At 37.7% G+C, this 19,034-nt stretch carries 19 protein-coding genes and 1 other annotated feature; of the genes, 18 read left to right on the top strand and 1 reads right to left on the bottom strand.

Annotated features, from left to right (window positions below; all coding sequences use genetic code 11):
- Positions 1–14: 14 nt before the first annotated feature.
- The gene (locus ACZLO7_RS07125; RefSeq protein ID WP_464938711.1) at positions 15–1,295 is read right to left on the bottom strand and encodes a replication-associated recombination protein A; all 1,281 of its coding nucleotides are present in this window, start codon (positions 1,293–1,295) and stop codon (positions 15–17) included.
- Between the two features lie 136 nt (positions 1,296–1,431).
- On the opposite strand from ACZLO7_RS07125, the gene cymR reads away from it, so the two are divergent.
- The 18 genes from cymR to mtnN all read left to right on the top strand — a co-directional run bounded on the left by cymR (position 1,432) and on the right by mtnN (position 18,977).
- Positions 1,432–1,851 carry a cysteine metabolism transcriptional regulator CymR gene (gene cymR / locus ACZLO7_RS07130; protein WP_464938710.1) on the top strand — a complete coding sequence of 140 codons (420 nt, stop codon included), beginning with the start codon at positions 1,432–1,434 and terminating at the stop codon, positions 1,849–1,851.
- Between the two features lie 222 nt (positions 1,852–2,073).
- The gene (locus tag ACZLO7_RS07135; RefSeq protein ID WP_464938709.1) at positions 2,074–3,216 is read left to right on the top strand and encodes a cysteine desulfurase family protein; all 1,143 of its coding nucleotides are present in this window, start codon (positions 2,074–2,076) and stop codon (positions 3,214–3,216) included.
- 19 nt (positions 3,217–3,235) lie between these two features.
- Positions 3,236–4,357 (top strand): tRNA 2-thiouridine(34) synthase MnmA, encoded by a 1,122-nt coding sequence (gene mnmA, locus ACZLO7_RS07140; protein WP_464938708.1) that lies wholly within the window; start codon positions 3,236–3,238, stop codon positions 4,355–4,357.
- Positions 4,358–4,371: 14 nt separating this feature from the next.
- Positions 4,372–5,031 (top strand): tetratricopeptide repeat protein, encoded by a 660-nt coding sequence (locus ACZLO7_RS07145; protein WP_427751452.1) that lies wholly within the window; start codon positions 4,372–4,374, stop codon positions 5,029–5,031.
- A 16-nt stretch (positions 5,032–5,047) separates the two neighbouring features.
- A complete protein-coding gene (gene recD2, locus ACZLO7_RS07150; RefSeq protein WP_464938707.1) occupies positions 5,048–7,519 on the top strand; it encodes an SF1B family DNA helicase RecD2 in 2,472 nt (823 codons plus the stop codon).
- A gap of 91 nt (positions 7,520–7,610) precedes the next feature.
- Positions 7,611–7,825: a binding site (T-box leader), on the top strand.
- Between the two features lie 44 nt (positions 7,826–7,869).
- The gene (alaS, locus tag ACZLO7_RS07155; protein ID WP_464938706.1) at positions 7,870–10,497 is read left to right on the top strand and encodes an alanine--tRNA ligase; all 2,628 of its coding nucleotides are present in this window, start codon (positions 7,870–7,872) and stop codon (positions 10,495–10,497) included.
- Positions 10,498–10,576: 79 nt separating this feature from the next.
- The gene (locus ACZLO7_RS07160) at positions 10,577–10,843 is read left to right on the top strand and encodes an IreB family regulatory phosphoprotein (RefSeq protein WP_038187270.1); all 267 of its coding nucleotides are present in this window, start codon (positions 10,577–10,579) and stop codon (positions 10,841–10,843) included.
- A gap of 2 nt (positions 10,844–10,845) precedes the next feature.
- A complete protein-coding gene (ruvX, locus tag ACZLO7_RS07165) occupies positions 10,846–11,265 on the top strand; it encodes a Holliday junction resolvase RuvX (protein WP_427734490.1) in 420 nt (139 codons plus the stop codon).
- Between the two features lie 12 nt (positions 11,266–11,277).
- Positions 11,278–11,574 carry a DUF1292 domain-containing protein gene (locus tag ACZLO7_RS07170; protein ID WP_390392994.1) on the top strand — a complete coding sequence of 99 codons (297 nt, stop codon included), beginning with the start codon at positions 11,278–11,280 and terminating at the stop codon, positions 11,572–11,574.
- Between the two features lie 28 nt (positions 11,575–11,602).
- Positions 11,603–11,896: a DUF1292 domain-containing protein gene (locus ACZLO7_RS07175; RefSeq protein ID WP_427751459.1), complete on the top strand. Its 294-nt coding sequence runs from the start codon at positions 11,603–11,605 to the stop codon at positions 11,894–11,896.
- Positions 11,897–11,983: 87 nt separating this feature from the next.
- Entirely contained in the window at positions 11,984–13,102 is a 1,119-nt protein-coding gene (gene mltG, locus ACZLO7_RS07180) for an endolytic transglycosylase MltG (RefSeq protein ID WP_464938705.1), read from the top strand.
- Positions 13,103–13,191: 89 nt separating this feature from the next.
- Positions 13,192–13,824: an O-methyltransferase gene (locus tag ACZLO7_RS07185; RefSeq protein WP_464938704.1), complete on the top strand. Its 633-nt coding sequence runs from the start codon at positions 13,192–13,194 to the stop codon at positions 13,822–13,824.
- 6 nt (positions 13,825–13,830) lie between these two features.
- A complete protein-coding gene (locus tag ACZLO7_RS07190; RefSeq protein WP_464938703.1) occupies positions 13,831–14,760 on the top strand; it encodes a peptidase U32 family protein in 930 nt (309 codons plus the stop codon).
- Between the two features lie 17 nt (positions 14,761–14,777).
- On the top strand, positions 14,778–16,052 hold the full coding sequence (locus ACZLO7_RS07195; RefSeq protein WP_464938702.1) for a peptidase U32 family protein: 1,275 nt from the start codon (positions 14,778–14,780) through the stop codon (positions 16,050–16,052).
- Positions 16,052–16,690, top strand: coding sequence for a uridine kinase (udk, locus tag ACZLO7_RS07200; RefSeq protein WP_464938701.1), 639 nt, complete (start codon positions 16,052–16,054; stop codon positions 16,688–16,690). Before ACZLO7_RS07195 ends, udk begins: the two co-directional genes overlap by 1 nt.
- Positions 16,691–16,800: 110 nt before the next feature.
- A complete protein-coding gene (gene greA, locus ACZLO7_RS07205) occupies positions 16,801–17,277 on the top strand; it encodes a transcription elongation factor GreA (RefSeq protein WP_464938700.1) in 477 nt (158 codons plus the stop codon).
- A gap of 108 nt (positions 17,278–17,385) precedes the next feature.
- Entirely contained in the window at positions 17,386–18,183 is a 798-nt protein-coding gene (locus ACZLO7_RS07210) for a YrrS family protein (protein ID WP_464938699.1), read from the top strand.
- A gap of 101 nt (positions 18,184–18,284) precedes the next feature.
- Entirely contained in the window at positions 18,285–18,977 is a 693-nt protein-coding gene (mtnN, locus tag ACZLO7_RS07215; RefSeq protein ID WP_427751472.1) for a 5'-methylthioadenosine/S-adenosylhomocysteine nucleosidase, read from the top strand.
- Positions 18,978–19,034: the final 57 nt, after the last annotated feature.

Below are 19,034 nucleotides of genomic sequence, written 5' to 3' on the forward strand. Positions count from 1 at the left end.
AGGTAGCCCTTTTTCTATTTTTTAAACGATTTCAGCTTGTCATAAATTCCAGCCATGCGTTTTTCTTCGCCGGCAATGACAGGTTTATAATACTCGGTGCCGACAAGTTCGTCAGGCAAGTATTCTTGATTGACCCAGCCACCAAATGTACCGATAGGGGTGTTATGTGGGTATTGATAACCTTCTACACCTAATGTTTTTGCGCCTGCATAGTGAGCGTCACGTAAATGCATAGGAATATCTCCTGTTTTCCCGGCGCGAATATCAGCGATGGCAGCATCAATTGCTGATATCGTTGAATTTGATTTGGATGCTAAGCACATTTCAATAACAGCTTGTGCTAATGGGATACGTGCTTCAGGTAAGCCAAGGCGCTCAGCTGCTTGTACAGCGGCCAATACATGCCCACCTACCTCTGGATTTGCAAGGCCGATATCTTCAAAGCCCATAACGAGTAATCGACGTGAAACGGCCACTAAGTCCCCATTTTCTAGACAATGCGCTAAATAGTAGAGTGCTGCGTTTGTATCACTACCTCTGACTGACTTTTGTAAAGCGGATAGTAAATTATAAAAATGTGAACCTTTTTTGTCTCCAAATACCCCGATACGTTCTGCTAGATTTTTGACTGTATCATCCTGTACAATCGTTTCATTATTCACTTCATCAGAAGCGAAATAAATAGACTCCAATAATGTTAATGCTTTTCGTGCATCACCGTGTGCTGCGACCACTATTTTGTCACGTTGTGAATCGCTTAATCGTATTGTATAGCGACCAAGTCCACGTTCTTTATCTTCTAAAGTGCGTAACACTAGTGCATCAATATCTTCATATGTTAATCTCTTAAGCTGCTTAATTTCACCACAGCGTGAGCGAATGGCTGGGTTCACATCATGAAAGGGATTTTCGGTTGTCGCACCTATTAACACGATAGAGCCATTTTCTACATGAGGTAATAATGTGTCTTGTTGTAATTTGTTGAAACGATGTATTTCATCTAAAAACAGTAGTACTTTACCTGTTAACTGTGATTCTGCGACGACGTCCTCAACATCTTTCTTTCCTGCGCGTGTGGCATTAAGGGCAAAGAATGGCAGATGAGAAGTACCGGCAATAGCATAGGCAATTGATGTTTTTCCGATTCCGGGTTCGCCGTATAGTAATATGGAAGGAACATGCCCGTTTGAAATCATTTTATATAAAGTAGTATCTTTTCCAATGATGGTTTTTTGACCGACGACTTCATCTAAGTTACGTGGTCGCATGCGGAATGCGAGTGGTTCATTTGGCAAAACAATTACCTCCTCTCGTACATTTGTTCTATTTTACAGCTTGTAACATTTATGATAAAGCATTCCCGAGTAGAATGGAAGGAAATATGCTATACTTTAACGTATAAATGTAAGCTACTATATAGAGGTGTATACTTTGAAAATCTCAACTAAAGGCCGTTATGGTCTAACAATTATGATCGAATTAGCTAAACAATACGGGCAAGGTCCAATTCCTTTGCGACAAATTGCAGCGGACAATGATTTGTCAGAAGCTTATTTAGAACAGCTTGTTTCACCCCTTAGAAACTCAGGTTTAGTGAAGAGTGTTCGCGGAGCTTATGGTGGCTATATGTTATCCAAACCACCGCATTTAATTTCAGCGGCTGATGTCATTCGTGTACTTGAAGGACCGATTCAACCAGTTGAAGGAATTGAAAATGAAGCACCACCTCAGCGACAGCTATGGATGAGTATTCGTGATGCAGTGAAAAATGTATTAGATACAACATCATTAGAGGATTTAGCTGCTTATAAAGAACAAGATTCTGATGAAGGCTATATGTTTTATATTTAAATGAATTTATCTTATCATTTTATTAATTGATGAGATGCATGCAACAGATGTATATAATTCAGTGGAGGTCAAACCCCGGCTGAATTAAGTTAAAGCCTTAGGCAAATGCCGCAGATTAATATTGGGTAAGTCCGATATTAATCTGTGAGCATTGTTTTCTGCGATGAAAGCAAAGCGGTAGGAACAAATATGCCAAGGCGAATTTGATAGGAGTTTTTTACGATGAAAGAAATTTATCTAGACCATGCAGCCACTTCACCTATGCATCCAGACGTTATTGCGAAAATGACTGACCTTATGGGTTCTGTGTACGGCAATGCTTCTAGTATTCATAGTATTGGACGTCATGCAAGAAAATATTTGGACGATGCAAAAACGATATTAGCACAGTCAATCGGTGCAAAAGACCACGAAATCGTTATGACAAGTGGAGGTTCTGAAGCAGATAATTTAGCTATTTTCGGTACGGCATATGCGCGCCGTAACGAAGGTCATCACATTATTACGTCTCAAATCGAACATCATGCAGTATTGCATACTTGCGAACGTCTTGAAAAACAAGGCTTTAAAGTAACGTATTTACCTGTCAATGAACAGGGCGTTATTTCTGTTCAAGACGTACAACAAGCATTAACAGATGAAACGATATTAGTAACAATTATGTATGGTAATAATGAAGTAGGATCTATACAGCCGATTAAAGAAATTGGCTCTTTATTAAAAGGTCACAAGGCAACATTCCATACTGATGCAGTACAAGCTTATGGTATAGAGAAATTTGACGTGGAAGATTTGCAAGTCGATTTACTTTCGGTTTCTGCTCATAAATTGAACGGACCAAAAGGAATAGGCTTCCTATATCAGCGTGAAAATACACCATTACAATCCACATTGCTTGGTGGGGAACAAGAGCGTAAACGTCGAGCAGGAACAGAAAGTATTCCTGCTATTGGTGCCTTTGCAGAAGCAGTACGAATTGCACAAGCAAATTTTGAAGTGAAACAGCAAGAATTTATTAAATTCAAAGAACTATTTTTAAATACATTAGATCAAGCTAAAGTTGCTTATCATGTTAATGGTGATGGAAATAACTATTTACCACATGTATTGAACATTAGTTTTAAAGGTATGGATGTGGAATCCTTCCTAGTAAATTTAGATATGGCAGGTATCGCAGCTTCAAGTGGTTCTGCATGTACGGCTGGATTAATCGATCCATCGCATGTGTTAGTTGCAATGTACGGAAAAGGTGCACCAGAACTGCGTAATTCAATTCGTTTTAGCTTCGGACTTGGGCTCACTTTAGAGGATGTTCAATTAGCTGCTACTAAAACGGTTGAAATTGTAGAACGCTTAGCGAAATAAAAGAAAAAAGGTGAATGTTATGAACGCAACAAAAGACCCTTCAAAAACACGCGTTGTTGTCGGCATGTCTGGAGGAGTCGATTCTTCAGTTGCTGCGTATTTATTGAAAAAACAAGGCTATGATGTAATTGGCATCTTCATGAAAAACTGGGACGATACAGATGAATTTGGTGTTTGTACTGCAACGGAAGATTATGATGATGTTATTAAAGTATGTAACCAAATCGGAATCCCTTATTATGCTGTAAACTTTGAAAAGCAGTATTGGGATAAAGTTTTCACATACTTCTTAGATGAATACAAAGCAGGTCGTACACCAAACCCAGACGTAATGTGTAACAAAGAAATCAAATTCAAAGCATTCCTTGAGCACGCATTAAAACTAGGTGCTGACTATTTAGCAACAGGTCACTATGCACAAGTAGCAGAACGAAATGGTGAAACAGTCATGCTACGGGGAAAAGATGATAATAAAGACCAAACGTATTTCTTGAACCAACTATCACAAGAACAACTGTCTAAAGTAATGTTCCCAATTGGTCATTTGGAAAAACCAAAAGTACGTGAAATAGCACTTGAGGCAGGACTAGCAACTGCTGCGAAAAAAGACTCAACAGGTATTTGCTTCATTGGTGAACGTAATTTCAAACAATTTTTAAGCCAATATTTACCCGCTCAACCTGGCAATATGGAAACAATGGATGGCAAAGTTATGGGTAAACACGATGGTTTAATGTACTATACAATTGGACAACGCCACGGCTTAGGTATTGGTGGCGATGGTGAACCTTGGTTTGTACTTGGTAAAGATTTAGAAAAGAACGTATTATTAGTCGGACAAAACTTCCATAATGACAAACTGTATTCTCATAGCTTAACAGCTGTGAAATTAGGTTTTACTTCAAATAAGCAAAAACAAGAGAAATTTAGTTGTACAGCTAAATTCCGTTATCGCCAACAAGATACACCTGTTGAAGTTGAAATGTTGGGTGAGGATAAAGTTCGTGTTACTTTTGAAGAACCAATACGTGCCATCACACCAGGACAATCTGTCGTATTTTATGATGGTGATGAATGTTTAGGTGGCGCAACAATTGATGAAGTATTTAAAGACGGTAAAAAACTAACTTATGTTGGTTAATAGGAGTGGAATTAGTGGATTTTAACGAACAAGGTATAAAAGCTATTCAAGAAAAGCGTTACGAGGATGCAGTGAAAGCTTTTACACAAGCAATAGAAGAAGAACCAAATAACACAGTAGGTTACATCAACTTTGGTAACCTACTAGCATCTATGGATGAAACAGAAAGAGCGGAGCGCTTTTTCCAAAAAGCAATTACTTTAGATGAAAAAGCAGCAACAGCCTATTACGGGTTAGCTAATTTATATTACAACAGCGAACGTTTTATGGAAGCTGCTAAATTATATGAAATCTCTATTCGCCTTGGTATTGAAGGTGAAGATGCATTTTATATGCTTGGTAAGAGCTTTGAACGCGCTGGTGAAACAAAATTAGCGTTACCTTATTTACAAAGAGCAGCGGAATTAGCTCCAGAAGACGTGCAAGTTCGTCTTGCGTATGGAATTTTACTATGCTCATTAGAAATGTTTGATGTGGCACAAAAAGAATTGCAATATGTTATCGATCAAGACTGGAATAATGCAGATGCTCACTATAATTTAGGCGTTCTATATGCAGTGTCAACTGAGCGTACTGAAGATGCCTTATATCATTTAAAACAAGCATTTACATTACAGCCTGAGTTTGAACAAGCGCGTTATATCCACGATATGATTGCTATGAAGAACCAATAAAAAGGAGGGGACAGAGTTGACTGAAAATGTATCATTGTTTCAAGAAGAACAGCTATTTATCGTCGGTCGGCCTGTCGTCTCTATCTTCCATAATCCTCAGAATTTATTTTCCATCATTAAGTTGAAAATCCAAGAAACGAATACAACGTATCAAGAAAAGGAAATAATCGTGACAGGTTTTTTTCCTTCTGTCGTTCAAGAGACGTTGTATCGTTTTACAGGGCAATTGAAACAACATCCAAAATACGGCATACAATTTCAAGCAAATACTTTTGTCAAAGAGATCCCTGGCACTGAACAAGGGGTCGTTCATTATTTGTCGAGTGATTTATTTCCAGGAATAGGTCATAAAACGGCTGAGACAATCGTTAAAAAGTTAGGGAAAGATGCTATCAAAATTATTATTAATAATCCGGATGCACTTGATGAGATTCCAAGACTTACGGAAGATAAAAAAGAGACATTACGCTCCGTACTTGAACAAAATTTGGGGTTGGATCGTATTATGATCCAATTAAATGACTGGGGTTTTGGTCCACAACTTGCAGTCCGTATTTACCAAGTGTATGAAAATGATACTATTCAACTGTTAACCGAAAATCCTTATAGACTAATTGAAGAAGTTGAAGGTGTAGGTTTTCAACGAGCAGATGAATTAGGAGCTAAACTACATATTACAGGCGACCATCCCGACCGTATTAAAGCAGCGGTATTACACCTTTTAAATGCTGGTGCTTTGTCAGAAGGACATGTGTATATGGATGCTCAGGATATTTTGCCACAAGCGAAAAGTCTACTTGAAATGAGTCAAGCATATGAAATTCCGTTTGAAGCAATTTCAAAAGCTTGTATCGAACTTCGTGAGGAAAGTAAAATTTGTGGTGAAGAAACTAGGCTCTATATGCCATCTCTGTATTTTTCTGAAATTGGTATCGCTTCTAAAATAACAGAGTTAGTACAAAAAAATGCTGAGCACTCCGCGTTCCCTACATCTGAAATCCGGAAATTTATCGGTGATGCTGAGGAGCGTTTTGGTGTTTCATACGCAGAAACGCAAGTGGACGCAATTGAGAAGGCGATTAACTCAGCTGTTATGATTTTAACAGGTGGGCCTGGTACAGGGAAGACGACGGTAGTTAGAGGGATTGTAGACGTTTATGCAGAGCTTCATGGTCTAACTTTGAATCCAAAAGAGTATGCAGAAAAAGAAGAGCCTTTTCCTATTGTATTAGTGGCTCCAACAGGGAGAGCAGCTAAACGTCTTAGTGAATCGACCGAATTACCAGCAATGACAATTCATCGTTTGCTCGGCTTCACTGGGCAAGAAAAGGAAGAGGAAACGGAGAAGGAAGTTGGAGGGCGACTTATCATCGTCGACGAAATGTCGATGGTTGATACTTGGCTCGCTCATCAACTATTGAAATCATTAAATGATGATTGCCAAGTTATTTTTGTTGGTGACCAAGATCAATTGCCACCTGTAGGTCCTGGACAAGTGTTAAAAGATTTACTCGCTTCTAAAGCAATTCCAACTGTCGAGTTAACAGATGTGTATAGACAAGCAGACGGGTCATCTATTATTGAACTTGCCCATCAAATGAAAAAAGGCGAGATGCCACAAAACATGCTCGTAAAAACATCTGATCGCTCTTTTATCCAAGCGAGCTCCGACCAAGTAGCTGATGTCATTAAACAAGTCGTATCAAGTGCTGTGAAGAAAGGCTTTTCCATTCATGATGTGCAAATATTAGCTCCAATGTACAGAGGACCGGCTGGCATTGACGCTATTAATAAAATGATTCAAGAACTTGTTAATCCAAAAAAATCCGAAAAGAGTAAGGAAATAACATTCGGTGATGTGACGTATCGGATTGGTGATAAAATATTACAGCTTGTCAATCAACCAAATAGTAATGTTTTTAACGGTGATATGGGAGAAGTAATTAGCATTATCAAAGCAAATGAGACAATAGAGAAGCAGGACTTACTTGTAGCTTCCTATGATGGTATTGAAGTGACGTATCAGCGTGGTGATTTGAATCAGATTACCCTGGCTTATTGTTGTTCAATTCATAAATCACAAGGCAGTGAATTTCAAACAGTTATTATGCCAGTAGTACGTGGTTATTCTAAAATGTTACGTAAAAACTTGCTATATACAGGAATTACGAGGGCAAAAAACTTCCTTATACTTTGTGGTGAAATTGATGTGTTTAAATACGGCATGCTTAGAACGGATGATCTGCAAAGAAATACGACTTTAGCACAGCGCTTGCAAATAGAGGAAGTGCTAGAAGTCGTTATGGAATCAGCAGAACCTGAATTGTCGCAAGTATCCGAAACCACTGAAACAACAACTGACGAAGTGGAAGTTGAGCAATTATCTCTCGAAACACAGTCCTTAAATGCCAAAAATTATTTGGATATTCACCCTTTAATCGGTATGAAAGGTATTAGTCCTTATGATTTTCTTGAAGAAGAGATTTGACAGATACAAAGACCTTTTTTAAAATAAGATTGAGTTGATATTTGAAAACAATCTTATTTTCGAATATTTGTAACTAACAATATATATATCGCTTAAAACTACGAAGGATAAAAGTACATTATGCAATGTGCACAGAAAGAGGTTCCTAGGCTGCGAGAACCTTCACAAATCATTTTGGAAAGCTCATCCTGAGTACAGCTAATCCCTGTCGTTTGCCACGTTAAGGCTTAATGAAGAGACAATAGACGCAAGACCGGTCTATTGTAACTAGGGTGGTACCGCGAATTTTCAACCTTCGTCCCTTTTATAGTGGATGAAGGTTTTTTATTGTCTAAAGGAGGAATTAACAAATGCAAACAGCAGCAGAAATTCGTCGTAAATTTATCGAGTTCTTTGAAGAAAAAGGACATCAACAAGAGCCAAGTGCACCACTTGTGCCAATTAATGACCCATCATTACTATGGATCAACTCAGGAGTAGCAACATTAAAGAAATACTTTGATGGACGAGTTATTCCAGACAATCCACGTATCGTTAATGCGCAAAAGTCTATTCGTACAAATGATATTGAAAATGTAGGTAAAACAGCTCGCCACCATACATTCTTTGAAATGTTAGGAAACTTCTCTATAGGTGATTACTTCAAAAAAGAAGCAATTCACTATGCTTGGGAATTCTTAACGGATGCAAAATGGATGGGCTTCGATTCTGAAAAACTTTCAATTACGATACACCCTGAAGATACAGAAGCATATACAATCTGGAAAGACGAAATTGGCATTCCTGAAGAACGTTTAATCCGTCTTGAAGGGAACTTCTGGGATATCGGTGAAGGTCCAAGTGGTCCAAACTCAGAAATTTTCTATGACCGTGGAGAATCTTACGGTGCTGACGAATCAGATCCTGAACTATATCCAGGTGGAGAAAATGAACGTTACTTAGAAATCTGGAATCTTGTATTCTCAGAGTTTAACCATAACCCTGATGGAACATATACACCACTGCCAAAACAAAACATTGATACTGGTATGGGTCTAGAACGTATGGCTTCAGTTGTACAAAACGTACCAACAAACTTTGATACGGATTTATTTATGCCTATTATCGCGCATACTGAACGTATTTCTGGAGAAAAATATCACTTTGATGCAAACAAAGATGAAGCATTCAAAGTTATCGCAGACCATATTCGTACAGTAGCATTTGCAATCGGTGATGGAGCACTTCCATCAAACGAAGGACGCGGTTATGTATTACGTCGTTTACTACGACGTGCAGTACGTTATGCAAAACAATTAGGTATTGAAAAACCATTTATGTATGAACTAGTACCAACTGTGGGTGAAATTATGATGGATTTCTATCCAGAAGTAAAAGAGAAACAAGATTTCATCCAACGTGTAATTAAAAACGAAGAAGTACGTTTCCACGAAACATTAGACGGTGGTTTAGCTATTTTCAATGAAGTGGTTGAAACGCAAAAGGCAGCAAATTCAACTATCGTACCAGGTAAGGATGCATTCCGCCTTTACGATACTTATGGTTTCCCTGTTGAATTAACAGAAGAATATGCTGAAGAAGTGAATATGACTGTAGATCACGAAGGTTTTGAAAAAGAGATGGAAGCACAACGTAACCGTGCTCGTGCAGCTCGTCAAGACGTTGATTCTATGCATGTTCAATCTGAAGTATTAGCTAACTTAAATCAAGAAAGTATATTTGTGGGTTACGAAACATTAGCAACTGAAACAACAGTAGTTGCGATCGTAGCAAATGGACAAGAAGTGAAAAAAGCTTCTGAAGGTGAAGAAGTCTTAGTTATTCTTTCGGAAACGCCATTTTATGCAGAATCAGGTGGTCAAATTGCTGATCTTGGTACAATCTCGAATGACTCATTTTCTGCGTCAATTAAAGACGTACAAAAAGCACCGAATGGTCAAAACTTGCATACAGTTATCGTAGAAACTGGAGAAATGCATATTGAAGATGCCGTTCAAGCAGTTGTTGATCGCGATGCTCGCAATCAAACGATTAAAAACCATACAGCAACTCACCTTTTACAACGTGCATTAAAAGATACATTAGGTGATCATGTAAACCAAGCAGGTTCTTATGTAGGGCCAGATCGTTTACGTTTTGATTTCTCTCACTTCGGCCAAGTTACAAAAGAAGAGTTAGAAACAATTGAGCAAATTGTGAACGATAAAGTTTGGGATGATATTGCTGTTATTATTGAAAACAAAGCAATCGATGAAGCAAAAGCGATGGGAGCAATGGCTCTATTCGGTGAAAAATATGGTGATGTAGTTCGTGTTGTACAAGTAGGTGACTACTCGTTGGAACTTTGTGGTGGTATTCACGTAGAACGTACATCACAAATCGGTTTCTTTAAAATTGTATCTGAAAGCGGAATTGGAGCAGGTACTCGTCGTCTTGAAGCTGTAACAGGTAAAGCAGCTTTCTTAGCAGCAAAAGAAGAGCAACACATTTTAGAACATGCAGCAGCATTATTAAAAGCAAATCCAAAAGATTTAGTTGCTCGTGTTGAAGGTTTACAAAACGATTACAAAGAACAACAACGCGAAAATGCTGCACTATCTTCTAAAATTGCGAATGCCCAAGCATCTAACATTTTATCTGCGGCAAAAGAAATCGGTGAAGTGACAGTTCTTGCAACAAAAGTAGACGCAAAAGACAATAATCAATTACGTCAATTAATGGATGATTTAAAAGAGAAAATGTCGAACAGCGTTATTGTTTTAGGTGCAACTGAAGGTGACAAAGTAATGCTTATCGCAGGTGTTACAAAAGACATAGCTGGTGGGAACTATCACGCTGGAAATATCGTAAAACAAGTAGCAGAACAATGCGGTGGTAAAGGTGGCGGTCGCCCAGATATGGCGATGGCTGGAGCAAAAGATGGCTCTAAACTTGCAGAAGCGCTTGAATCTGTTTATGATTATGTAAAATCTATTTAAATGGTAGCTCTAATACGGTATACTTACTGTGAATAGAAGATTTTTTATACTTTCAAAAACTTAAAGTGAGGTGCTGAGCATGAGTTCGTTCGATCAAACGATGAAATTTAATTTTCCGGAAGAATCTATGGAACAAGAAGTAAAGCAAACTATGCTTCATGTTCATGCGGCACTAGAAGAAAAAGGGTATAATCCGATTAATCAGATTGTTGGTTACCTGCTGTCAGGTGATCCAGCATATATTCCTCGTCATCAAGAGGCTCGTAACAAAATTCGCAAGCTTGAGCGTGACGAAATACTAGAAGAACTTGTGAAGTTCTACATTAAAAAGAATAACGAGGCATAATGATGAGAATAATGGGTTTAGATGTTGGTTCTAAAACAGTGGGAGTAGCAATCAGTGATGCACTAGGTTGGACTGCTCAAGGAATTGAAACTGTAAAAATCGACGAAGAAAACGAAGAATTTGGTATTGACCGAATTCGTGAACTTGTCCAATCATATGGAGTAACGGAATTCGTTGTTGGATTCCCCAAAAATATGAACAATACTGTTGGACCTAGAGGAGAAGCTTCTCAACGCTATAAAGAGCTATTAGAAGAGACCTTCTCTTTAAAGGTAACGTTATGGGACGAGCGTCTAACAACGATGGCTGCGGAGCGTTTGCTCATTGAAGCAGATGTCCGTCGCAAAGATCGAAAAAAGGTTATTGATAAAATGGCTGCGGTTATGATCCTTCAAGGATTTTTAGACCGAAAACAATTATGAGGTGAATATATTATGACAAACGAACAAGAACAAGAACAACGCAACATCACAGTGGTAGATGAAGAAGGCAACGAACAATTATGTGAAGTATTACACACATTTGACTCAGAAGAATTCGGTAAATCTTACGTACTTTACTACGTAATCGGTACTGAAGATGAAGAAGGCGAAGTAGAAATCTTTGCATCAGCATTCACTCCATCTGAAGATGGTCAAGACGGTGAATTAGCACCAATCGAGACAGAAGCTGAATGGGATTTAATTGAGCAAGTTGTAAATGAGCTTGATGAAGATATCGACGCTGAATAATTTTTAATTTAAATAAGAGGTGAAAAGCATGTCAAATGAACAAGAACACGATCATAAACATATCCATCTAATCGATGAAGAAGGCAATGAACACACATATGCTGTGCTTTATGAATTTACAGTAGATGCTACTGAACAATCATATGTACTTTATTATGAAGAGGGCCTTGAAGAGGGTGAACAAGTAGAAGTTTTCGCTGCTAAAACAATACTATCAGAAGACGGTGAACTTGAATCACTTGAAGAAATCGAAACAGATGAAGAGTGGGATATGGTTGAAGAAGTATTGAACACGCTTGACGCTGAATTCGGTGAAGAGTAATCTGTAAGCCTTTATGAAAGCGGAATGGTTTTTTCATTCCGCTTTTTCTTATGATAATAGTTTAGATAGGTAATAGGAGGACAGCTAGTGGACCAGGAATCTCAAAAAAAAGCAATGTTAGACAAAATGAAGGAACACAAAAAAGAAGTTAAAACCGTCCGTAAAATTGTTTTCATCATTGCTTTAATCGTTATTATTGTTACTGCCATAATCGGTACAAGCATGTATTTTTATGTATCTAGTGCATTAAAACCTGTTGACCCTGATTCTAACAAATCAGTGAAGGTCGAAGTGCCAATTGGCTCTACTCTCAATTCAATTGCTGCCACACTTGAGAAGAAGAACATCATTAAAAACGCCAAGGTTTTTAAATATTATACAAAATTTAAAAATGAATCAGAGTTCCAAGCAGGCTCATATAAATTAACAAAATCAATGACTATCGATGAAATTATTGAAAGTTTAAAAACAGGTAAACTTTATCGTCAGCCAACTTTCTCTCTTATCATTCCAGAAGGATTGACAATCGATCAAATTGGAAATCGCGTGGCGAAGAGTACGAAGTATTCCTCGGATGAATTTATGAAGCTTGTTACAAGTAAATCTTTCGTTAAGAAGATGAAAGCGAAATATCCTGAACTGATTACTAAAAAAGTGAGTAATAAAAACATTCGTTATGCGTTAGAAGGTTATTTATATCCAGCTACTTACGCATTCTTTGAAGAAGAACCTTCTTTAGAAGAAATTGTAGATCAAATGATTGCTCAAACAAATACAGTGGTAACGCAGTATAGTGCACAGTTAAAAGAAAAGGATATGTCAGTTCATGAATTTTTAACATTTGCATCATTACTTGAACGTGAAGCAACAGCTAAAACCGACCGAGAAACAATCGCAAGTGTTTTCAATAACCGTATTGAAGCTGGTATGCCATTACAAACAGACCCAACAGTTTTATATGCATTAGGTGAGCATAAGGACCGTGTCTTATATAAAGACCTAGAAGTAGATAATCCTTATAACACTTATAAAGTGAAAGGTTTACCACCTGGGCCGATTGCCAATGCAGGAAAAGAATCATTAGATGCGACGATTAGCCCGGCTGAAACGCCATATTTGTACTTCCTAGCGGATAAAAATGGTATCAATCATTTCGCAGAAAAGTACGAAGAACATTTGAGAAATGTTGACAAATATATTAAGTAACAAACTGTAGAAGAAAAGCACCACTCGCTTTTCTTCTATTTTCATGATAATATAAAGTGTATTTTTGATACTTAAGGAGCTATGAAAGTATGAACATTTCGGATTCATATATTCAAACCTTCATCCAACCAAGATCAGAATTGCTAATGGAAATGGAACGCTTCGCAGAAGAAAACCATGTACCAATTATGCAATTACCTGCAATCGAGATATTACTTCAAATGCTGCGTATACAACAGCCATCATCTATTTTAGAAATAGGGTCAGCCATTGGCTATTCCGCTATTCGTATGGCAGAGACATTACCACAATGCCAGGTCGTGACGATTGAACGTGATGCCCTACGTATTCAACACGCAAAACAATTTATCGCACAATCGGTTGCTAAAGAGAATATTGAGTTACTTGAAGGAGATGCGTTAGAAGTGGATGTGGAGAGGAATCATCCAACTTTTGATGCTGTTTTTATTGATGCGGCAAAAGGTCAGTACCAACGCTTTTTTGATAAATATAGTCCGCTAGTTCGTTCAGGCGGTATTCTATATATCGATAATATGTATATGCATGGCCTATCAGATCTAGATATGAAAGATGTGCCGAGAAGAAAAAGAACGATGATCCGTAACCTACATCATTTTGCAGATTGGATTATTAATCATCCTGATTACAAATCCACATTCTTTCCAGTAGGGGACGGTTTATTGATATGTATAAAGAGGTGACCAATCATGAAGAAACCTGAATTACTCGTTACACCACAATCTGTTGAGCATGTTGAAGCACTCATCCAAGCTGGAGCGGATGCTTTTTTAATAGGTGAACAACAATTCGGTCTACGTTTAGCAGGTGAATTTTCAATAGAACAAGTAGCTGCAGCAACTGAGAAAATTCATGCAGCAGGTAAAAAAGTATACGTAGCGATGAATGCTATTTTCCATAATGACCGAGTAGACTCACTTGCGCCATATATGCGAAAATTAGCGGAAATTGGCGTAGATGCAATCGTTTTCGGTGACCCTGCTATGATCGTTGCACGTCGCGAAGCAGAAGTGACGATTCCACTACATTGGAATCCGGAAACTATTGCAACTAACTGGTTCCAAGCAGACTACTGGGGTAAACGCGGTGCAACTCGTACGGTTTTAGCTCGTGAGTTAAGTATGGATGAAGTGGTTGAAATTAAAGAAAATACTGATTTTGAAATCCAAGTACAAGTGCATGGTATGACTTGTATGTTCCAATCAAAACGTTCATTACTTGGTAACTATTTCTTATACCAAGATAAAGCAATGGAAGTTGAAAACCGTAAAGAAAATCGTAATATGTTCTTACATGATGACGAACGTAATAACAAATATCCAATTTATGAAGATTTAAATGGTACACACATTTTCAGTCCAAATGACTTATGTATTATTGATGAATTAGATGAGTTATTTGAAGCAGGTATTGATTCATTTAAAATTGAAGGTGTACTGCAATCACCTGAATATGTAGTTACTGTGACTGAATGTTATCGTAAAGCAATCGATGCATATGCGGAATCAACTGATAGCTATTTTGAAATTAAAAATGACTTATTAGCAAAAATTGAAGAAATTCAACCAGCAATTCGTCCATTAGATACTGGATTCTTCTTTAAAGAAACAGTCTATTAAGAAGGGAGAGGTTCACTTTGACAACATTACAAAATGATCGTATTAGCGAAATCATTGATGGCAAAAGAGTCATCGTGCGAAAACCTGAATTATTGGCACCAGCAGGTAGCTTAGAAAAATTAAAAATAGCTGTACACTACGGTGCAGATGCTGTTTTTATCGGCGGACGCGAATTTGGTTTACGTTCAAATGCAGGCAACTTCTCCATTGACGAAATGCGTGAAGGTGTTGAATTTGCAAAAAAATATGGCGCTAAAATCTATGTCACAACGAATATCTTTGCTCATAATGATAACATGGACGGTCTTGAAGATTATTTGCGTGACCTAGAATCAGCAGGTATTACAGGTATTATCGTGGCAGACCCACTTATCATTGAAACATGCCGTGAAGTGGCACCGAAAATTGAAATCCATTTAAGCACACAGCAATCTCTATCCAACTGGAAAGCAGTACAGTATTGGAAAGAAGAAGGTTTACACCGAGTAGTTTTAGCTCGTGAAACAAGTGCTGAGGAAATCAAGCTAATGAAAGAAAAAGTAGATATCGAAATTGAATCTTTCGTACATGGTGCAATGTGTATCGCTTATAGTGGACGTTGTGTGCTATCTAACCATATGACAGCACGTGACTCTAACCGCGGTGGATGTTGTCAATCATGCCGATGGGATTATGATTTATACGAAGTAGAAGATGGCGTTGAAAAACCATTATTTACTGAAAATGATGAAGCGTTTGCTATGAGTCCCAAAGATTTAAAACTAATCGAATCTATTCCGAAAATTATAGAGCTAGGTATCGATTCATTAAAAGTAGAAGGTCGTATGAAGTCCATTCACTACGTAGCAACAGTTGTAAGCGTATATCGCAAAGTAATGGATGCATACTGTGCAGACCCAGAAAACTTCAAAATCGATAAAGCTTGGTTAGAAGAACTAGATAAATGTGCAAATCGTGAAGCGGCATCATCTTTCTTTGAAGGTGAGCCAAGTTACGAGCAACAAATGTTTGGAGAGCACGGCAAACAAACGAAATATGATTTCGTAGGTATGGTGCTTGATTATGATAAGGAAACTAAAATGGTTACTTTGCAACAACGTAACTTCTTTAAACCAGGTGAAGAAGTAGAATTTTTCGGTCCTGAAATTGAAAATTTCCGTGTAACACTAGATGAGGTGTGGGATGAGGATGGCAATACACTAGACGCAGCACGCCATCCATTACAAATTGTTCGCTTCAAATGCGAAAAAGAATTATTCCCACATAATATGATGCGTAAGGAGACCCGTTAATGAGTAAAAAACGTCCTGTTGTAATTGGGATTGCCGGTGGTTCGGGTTCAGGTAAAACGAGTGTGACACATGCTATCCATGATGTATTTAAAGAGCACTCAGTTGTAGTTATCGAACAAGACTATTATTATAAAGATCAGAGTCATTTGGAGTTTGAACAACGTTTAGCTACAAACTATGATCACCCAAATGCATTTGATACAGATTTATTAATTGAAGATATAAAAAGTCTTTTAAATAGACAAGCCATAGAAAAACCAGTGTATGACTATGCCCTACATACACGTGCAAAAGAAACAATTCACATCGAGCCTCAAGATGTAATTATTTTAGAGGGAATTTTAGTTTTAGAAGATGAACGTCTACGTGATTTAATGGATATTAAATTATTCGTTGATACAGATTCCGACTTACGTATTATCCGTCGTATTGTTCGTGATATTAATGAACGTGGCCGCTCAATCGATTCTGTAGTTGACCAATACTTATCTGTTGTCCGTCCAATGCACAATCAGTTCATAGAACCGACAAAGCGATATGCTGATATTATCATCCCTGAGGGTGGTCAAAATGAAGTAGCAATCGATTTAATGGTTACAAAAATTAAAACAATTCTTGAATCTGAAACTATAGTGTAATATGATATTTATGGATTGGCAATATTTTCATAAAAACTATGTCGCATTCTTTCCATAGAAGCGGCATAGTATTTTTATTAAGTAGTGAATTATCTAAGGAGTGGAATACTTTGTCAAATGAAAAACAATACCCAATGACAACAGCGGGTAAACAGAAATTACAAGATGAATTAGAGTACTTAATCACAACGAAACGTAAAGAAGTAGTAGAGCGAATTAAAATAGCTCGTAGCTTCGGAGATCTTTCTGAGAACTCTGAGTATGACGCAGCGAAGGATGAGCAAGGATTTGTTGAAGGTCGTATTACGATTCTTGAAGCAATGGTCCGTAATGCTGTTATTATTACAGAAGACCAATTAAGTAATGATTTTGTAGCAATTGGTAAAACGGTTACATTTTTAGAACTTCCAGATGGTGATGAAGAAACTTACACAATCGTAGGTTCTGCAGAAGCAGACCCAATCGAAGGTCTTATTTCAAATGACTCACCAATCGCTAAAGGTCTTCTAGGCCGTAAAGTCGGAGAAGAGTTAAAAGTCTCTACACCGGGTGGAGACATGGACGTACGTATCATCACAATCAAATAAAATGATTATGCAAAAAGGCTTATTCTAAATGAATAGGCTTTTTTTGCTTGGGACAATGAAACAATTCGTGTTACGATATAAGAGAGATTTTACACAGGGGGAATCAAAATGGCTGAGACGAAACGTCGATACAACCCACAACCAAATGGACCGCAAGATAAAAAGAAAAAAATGGATAAATTATTGAATGGACTAATAGGTGTCGTTGTACTTCTTATACTAGTAGTAGCGACAATGATTATACTGGGCGACAAGTCTGATGACAAAGACATTGCAAAAGAGGATGATAAAGTACAACAAAAAGAACCTGTTACTAAACAACCTGCAGAAGAAAAAGAAGAGACAGACGAGCCAGAAGAAGAACCTGTAACAGAAGACAATGATGAAGAGAATAATGATGTAGATAGCACTGATAGCACTACTAATACCGAAGAAGATACAGAGAATGATAACTCGGTAGACCAAACACAAACCGATAGTAATACTTCTACAGAGAAAGAATCAAATAATAACTCAAATTCATCAGAAGATAAAACAAACAGTTCAACAGCGAAAAAAGAGGATTCAGAAGATGCTAATGTTAAAGAGGTCATTAAAGACTCTAACTGGAAACCAACGGCTACTTCTCAAAAGGAGTCAGATGCACCGCATAATTCTAGTTACGATACAGAGTCAACAGACTGGAAAGAGAAGGTTACTACTCTTGCTTCAACAACCGGCCTAAATGAAGAGAATATGATTGTATGGTACGTGAAAAATGGTGGCAGTCCTGATACAGCAATTGGGACAGTTTCTTCAAAAGATAAAAAAGATAAATACCGTGTATATATGAAATGGGTTAAAAACAAAGGATGGAAACCAACTAAAATGGAAGTTCTAAATACTTTACCCAGTGCAAATCAATAATCTCTTTTATGAAATTGAAAAGGCGTCATCCTCGTTCTTGACGGATGCACGCCTTTTGTTTTATGTTTAGAGAAGTGTCGAAAAAAGAAAGGCGGAGAAATATGAAAATCGCAGTTATTGGTGCAATGGAAGAAGAAGTAGAACTTCTACGTGCAACACTAGAAAATACAACTTCAACAACAATCGCAAAAAGTGAATATACAACAGGTACATATAAAGGGAATGATGTTATTTTACTTAAAAGTGGAATTGGTAAAGTTAATGCTGGAATGTCAACGACTATTCTGTTACATCAATTCAAACCTGATGTTGTCATTAACACAGGTTCAGCAGGTGGTTTTGATGAGAATTTAGAAGTAGGAGCAGTTGTTATCTCTGATGAAGTACGTCACCATGATGTAGATGCTACTATTTTTGGTTACGAAATGGGTCAAGTACCACAAATGCCTGCTGCTTTTAAATCGGATGAGATGCTACGTAAAGTAGCTGAGGAAGCCGTAGCAGAGCTTGGAGAGCATCAATTTGCAACAGGTCTCATTTCGACAGGGGATTCGTTTATGAACGATCCTGAACGTGTAGCGCTTGTTAGAAGTCATTTCCCACAAATGAAGGCTGCTGAAATGGAAGCGGCAGCGGTAGCGCAAGTTTGTCATCAATTCGGCACACCGTTCGTCGTTATTCGAGCGTTATCTGATATTGCAGGAAAAGAATCGAATATTAGTTTTGATGAATTTTTACCAGTGGCTGCAAAACATTCAACTGAAATTGTGTTACGCGTTATTGAGAAACTGTAATGTTCACAATTCTGCCTATTATTTGACAGAAGATGTTCATATATCATCTAATCTAAA

Source organism: Viridibacillus sp. d25.2, assembly GCF_055456015.2.

Bases quoted from the DNA above. Each gene is read 5' to 3' on its own strand.
- ACZLO7_RS07135 (WP_464938709.1), top strand. From the start codon at position 2,074: ATGAAAGAAATTTATCTAGACCATGCAGCCACTTCACCTATGCATCCA.
- mnmA (WP_464938708.1), top strand. From the start codon at position 3,236: ATGAACGCAACAAAAGACCCTTCAAAAACACGCGTTGTTGTCGGCATG.
- alaS (WP_464938706.1), top strand. From the start codon at position 7,870: ATGCAAACAGCAGCAGAAATTCGTCGTAAATTTATCGAGTTCTTTGAA.
- ACZLO7_RS07160 (WP_038187270.1), top strand. From the start codon at position 10,577: ATGAGTTCGTTCGATCAAACGATGAAATTTAATTTTCCGGAAGAATCT.
- ruvX (WP_427734490.1), top strand. From the start codon at position 10,846: ATGAGAATAATGGGTTTAGATGTTGGTTCTAAAACAGTGGGAGTAGCA.
- ACZLO7_RS07170 (WP_390392994.1), top strand. From the start codon at position 11,278: ATGACAAACGAACAAGAACAAGAACAACGCAACATCACAGTGGTAGAT.
- ACZLO7_RS07175 (WP_427751459.1), top strand. From the start codon at position 11,603: ATGTCAAATGAACAAGAACACGATCATAAACATATCCATCTAATCGAT.
- ACZLO7_RS07185 (WP_464938704.1), top strand. From the start codon at position 13,192: ATGAACATTTCGGATTCATATATTCAAACCTTCATCCAACCAAGATCA.
- ACZLO7_RS07190 (WP_464938703.1), top strand. From the start codon at position 13,831: ATGAAGAAACCTGAATTACTCGTTACACCACAATCTGTTGAGCATGTT.
- udk (WP_464938701.1), top strand. From the start codon at position 16,052: ATGAGTAAAAAACGTCCTGTTGTAATTGGGATTGCCGGTGGTTCGGGT.
- ACZLO7_RS07210 (WP_464938699.1), top strand. From the start codon at position 17,386: ATGGCTGAGACGAAACGTCGATACAACCCACAACCAAATGGACCGCAA.
- mtnN (WP_427751472.1), top strand. From the start codon at position 18,285: ATGAAAATCGCAGTTATTGGTGCAATGGAAGAAGAAGTAGAACTTCTA.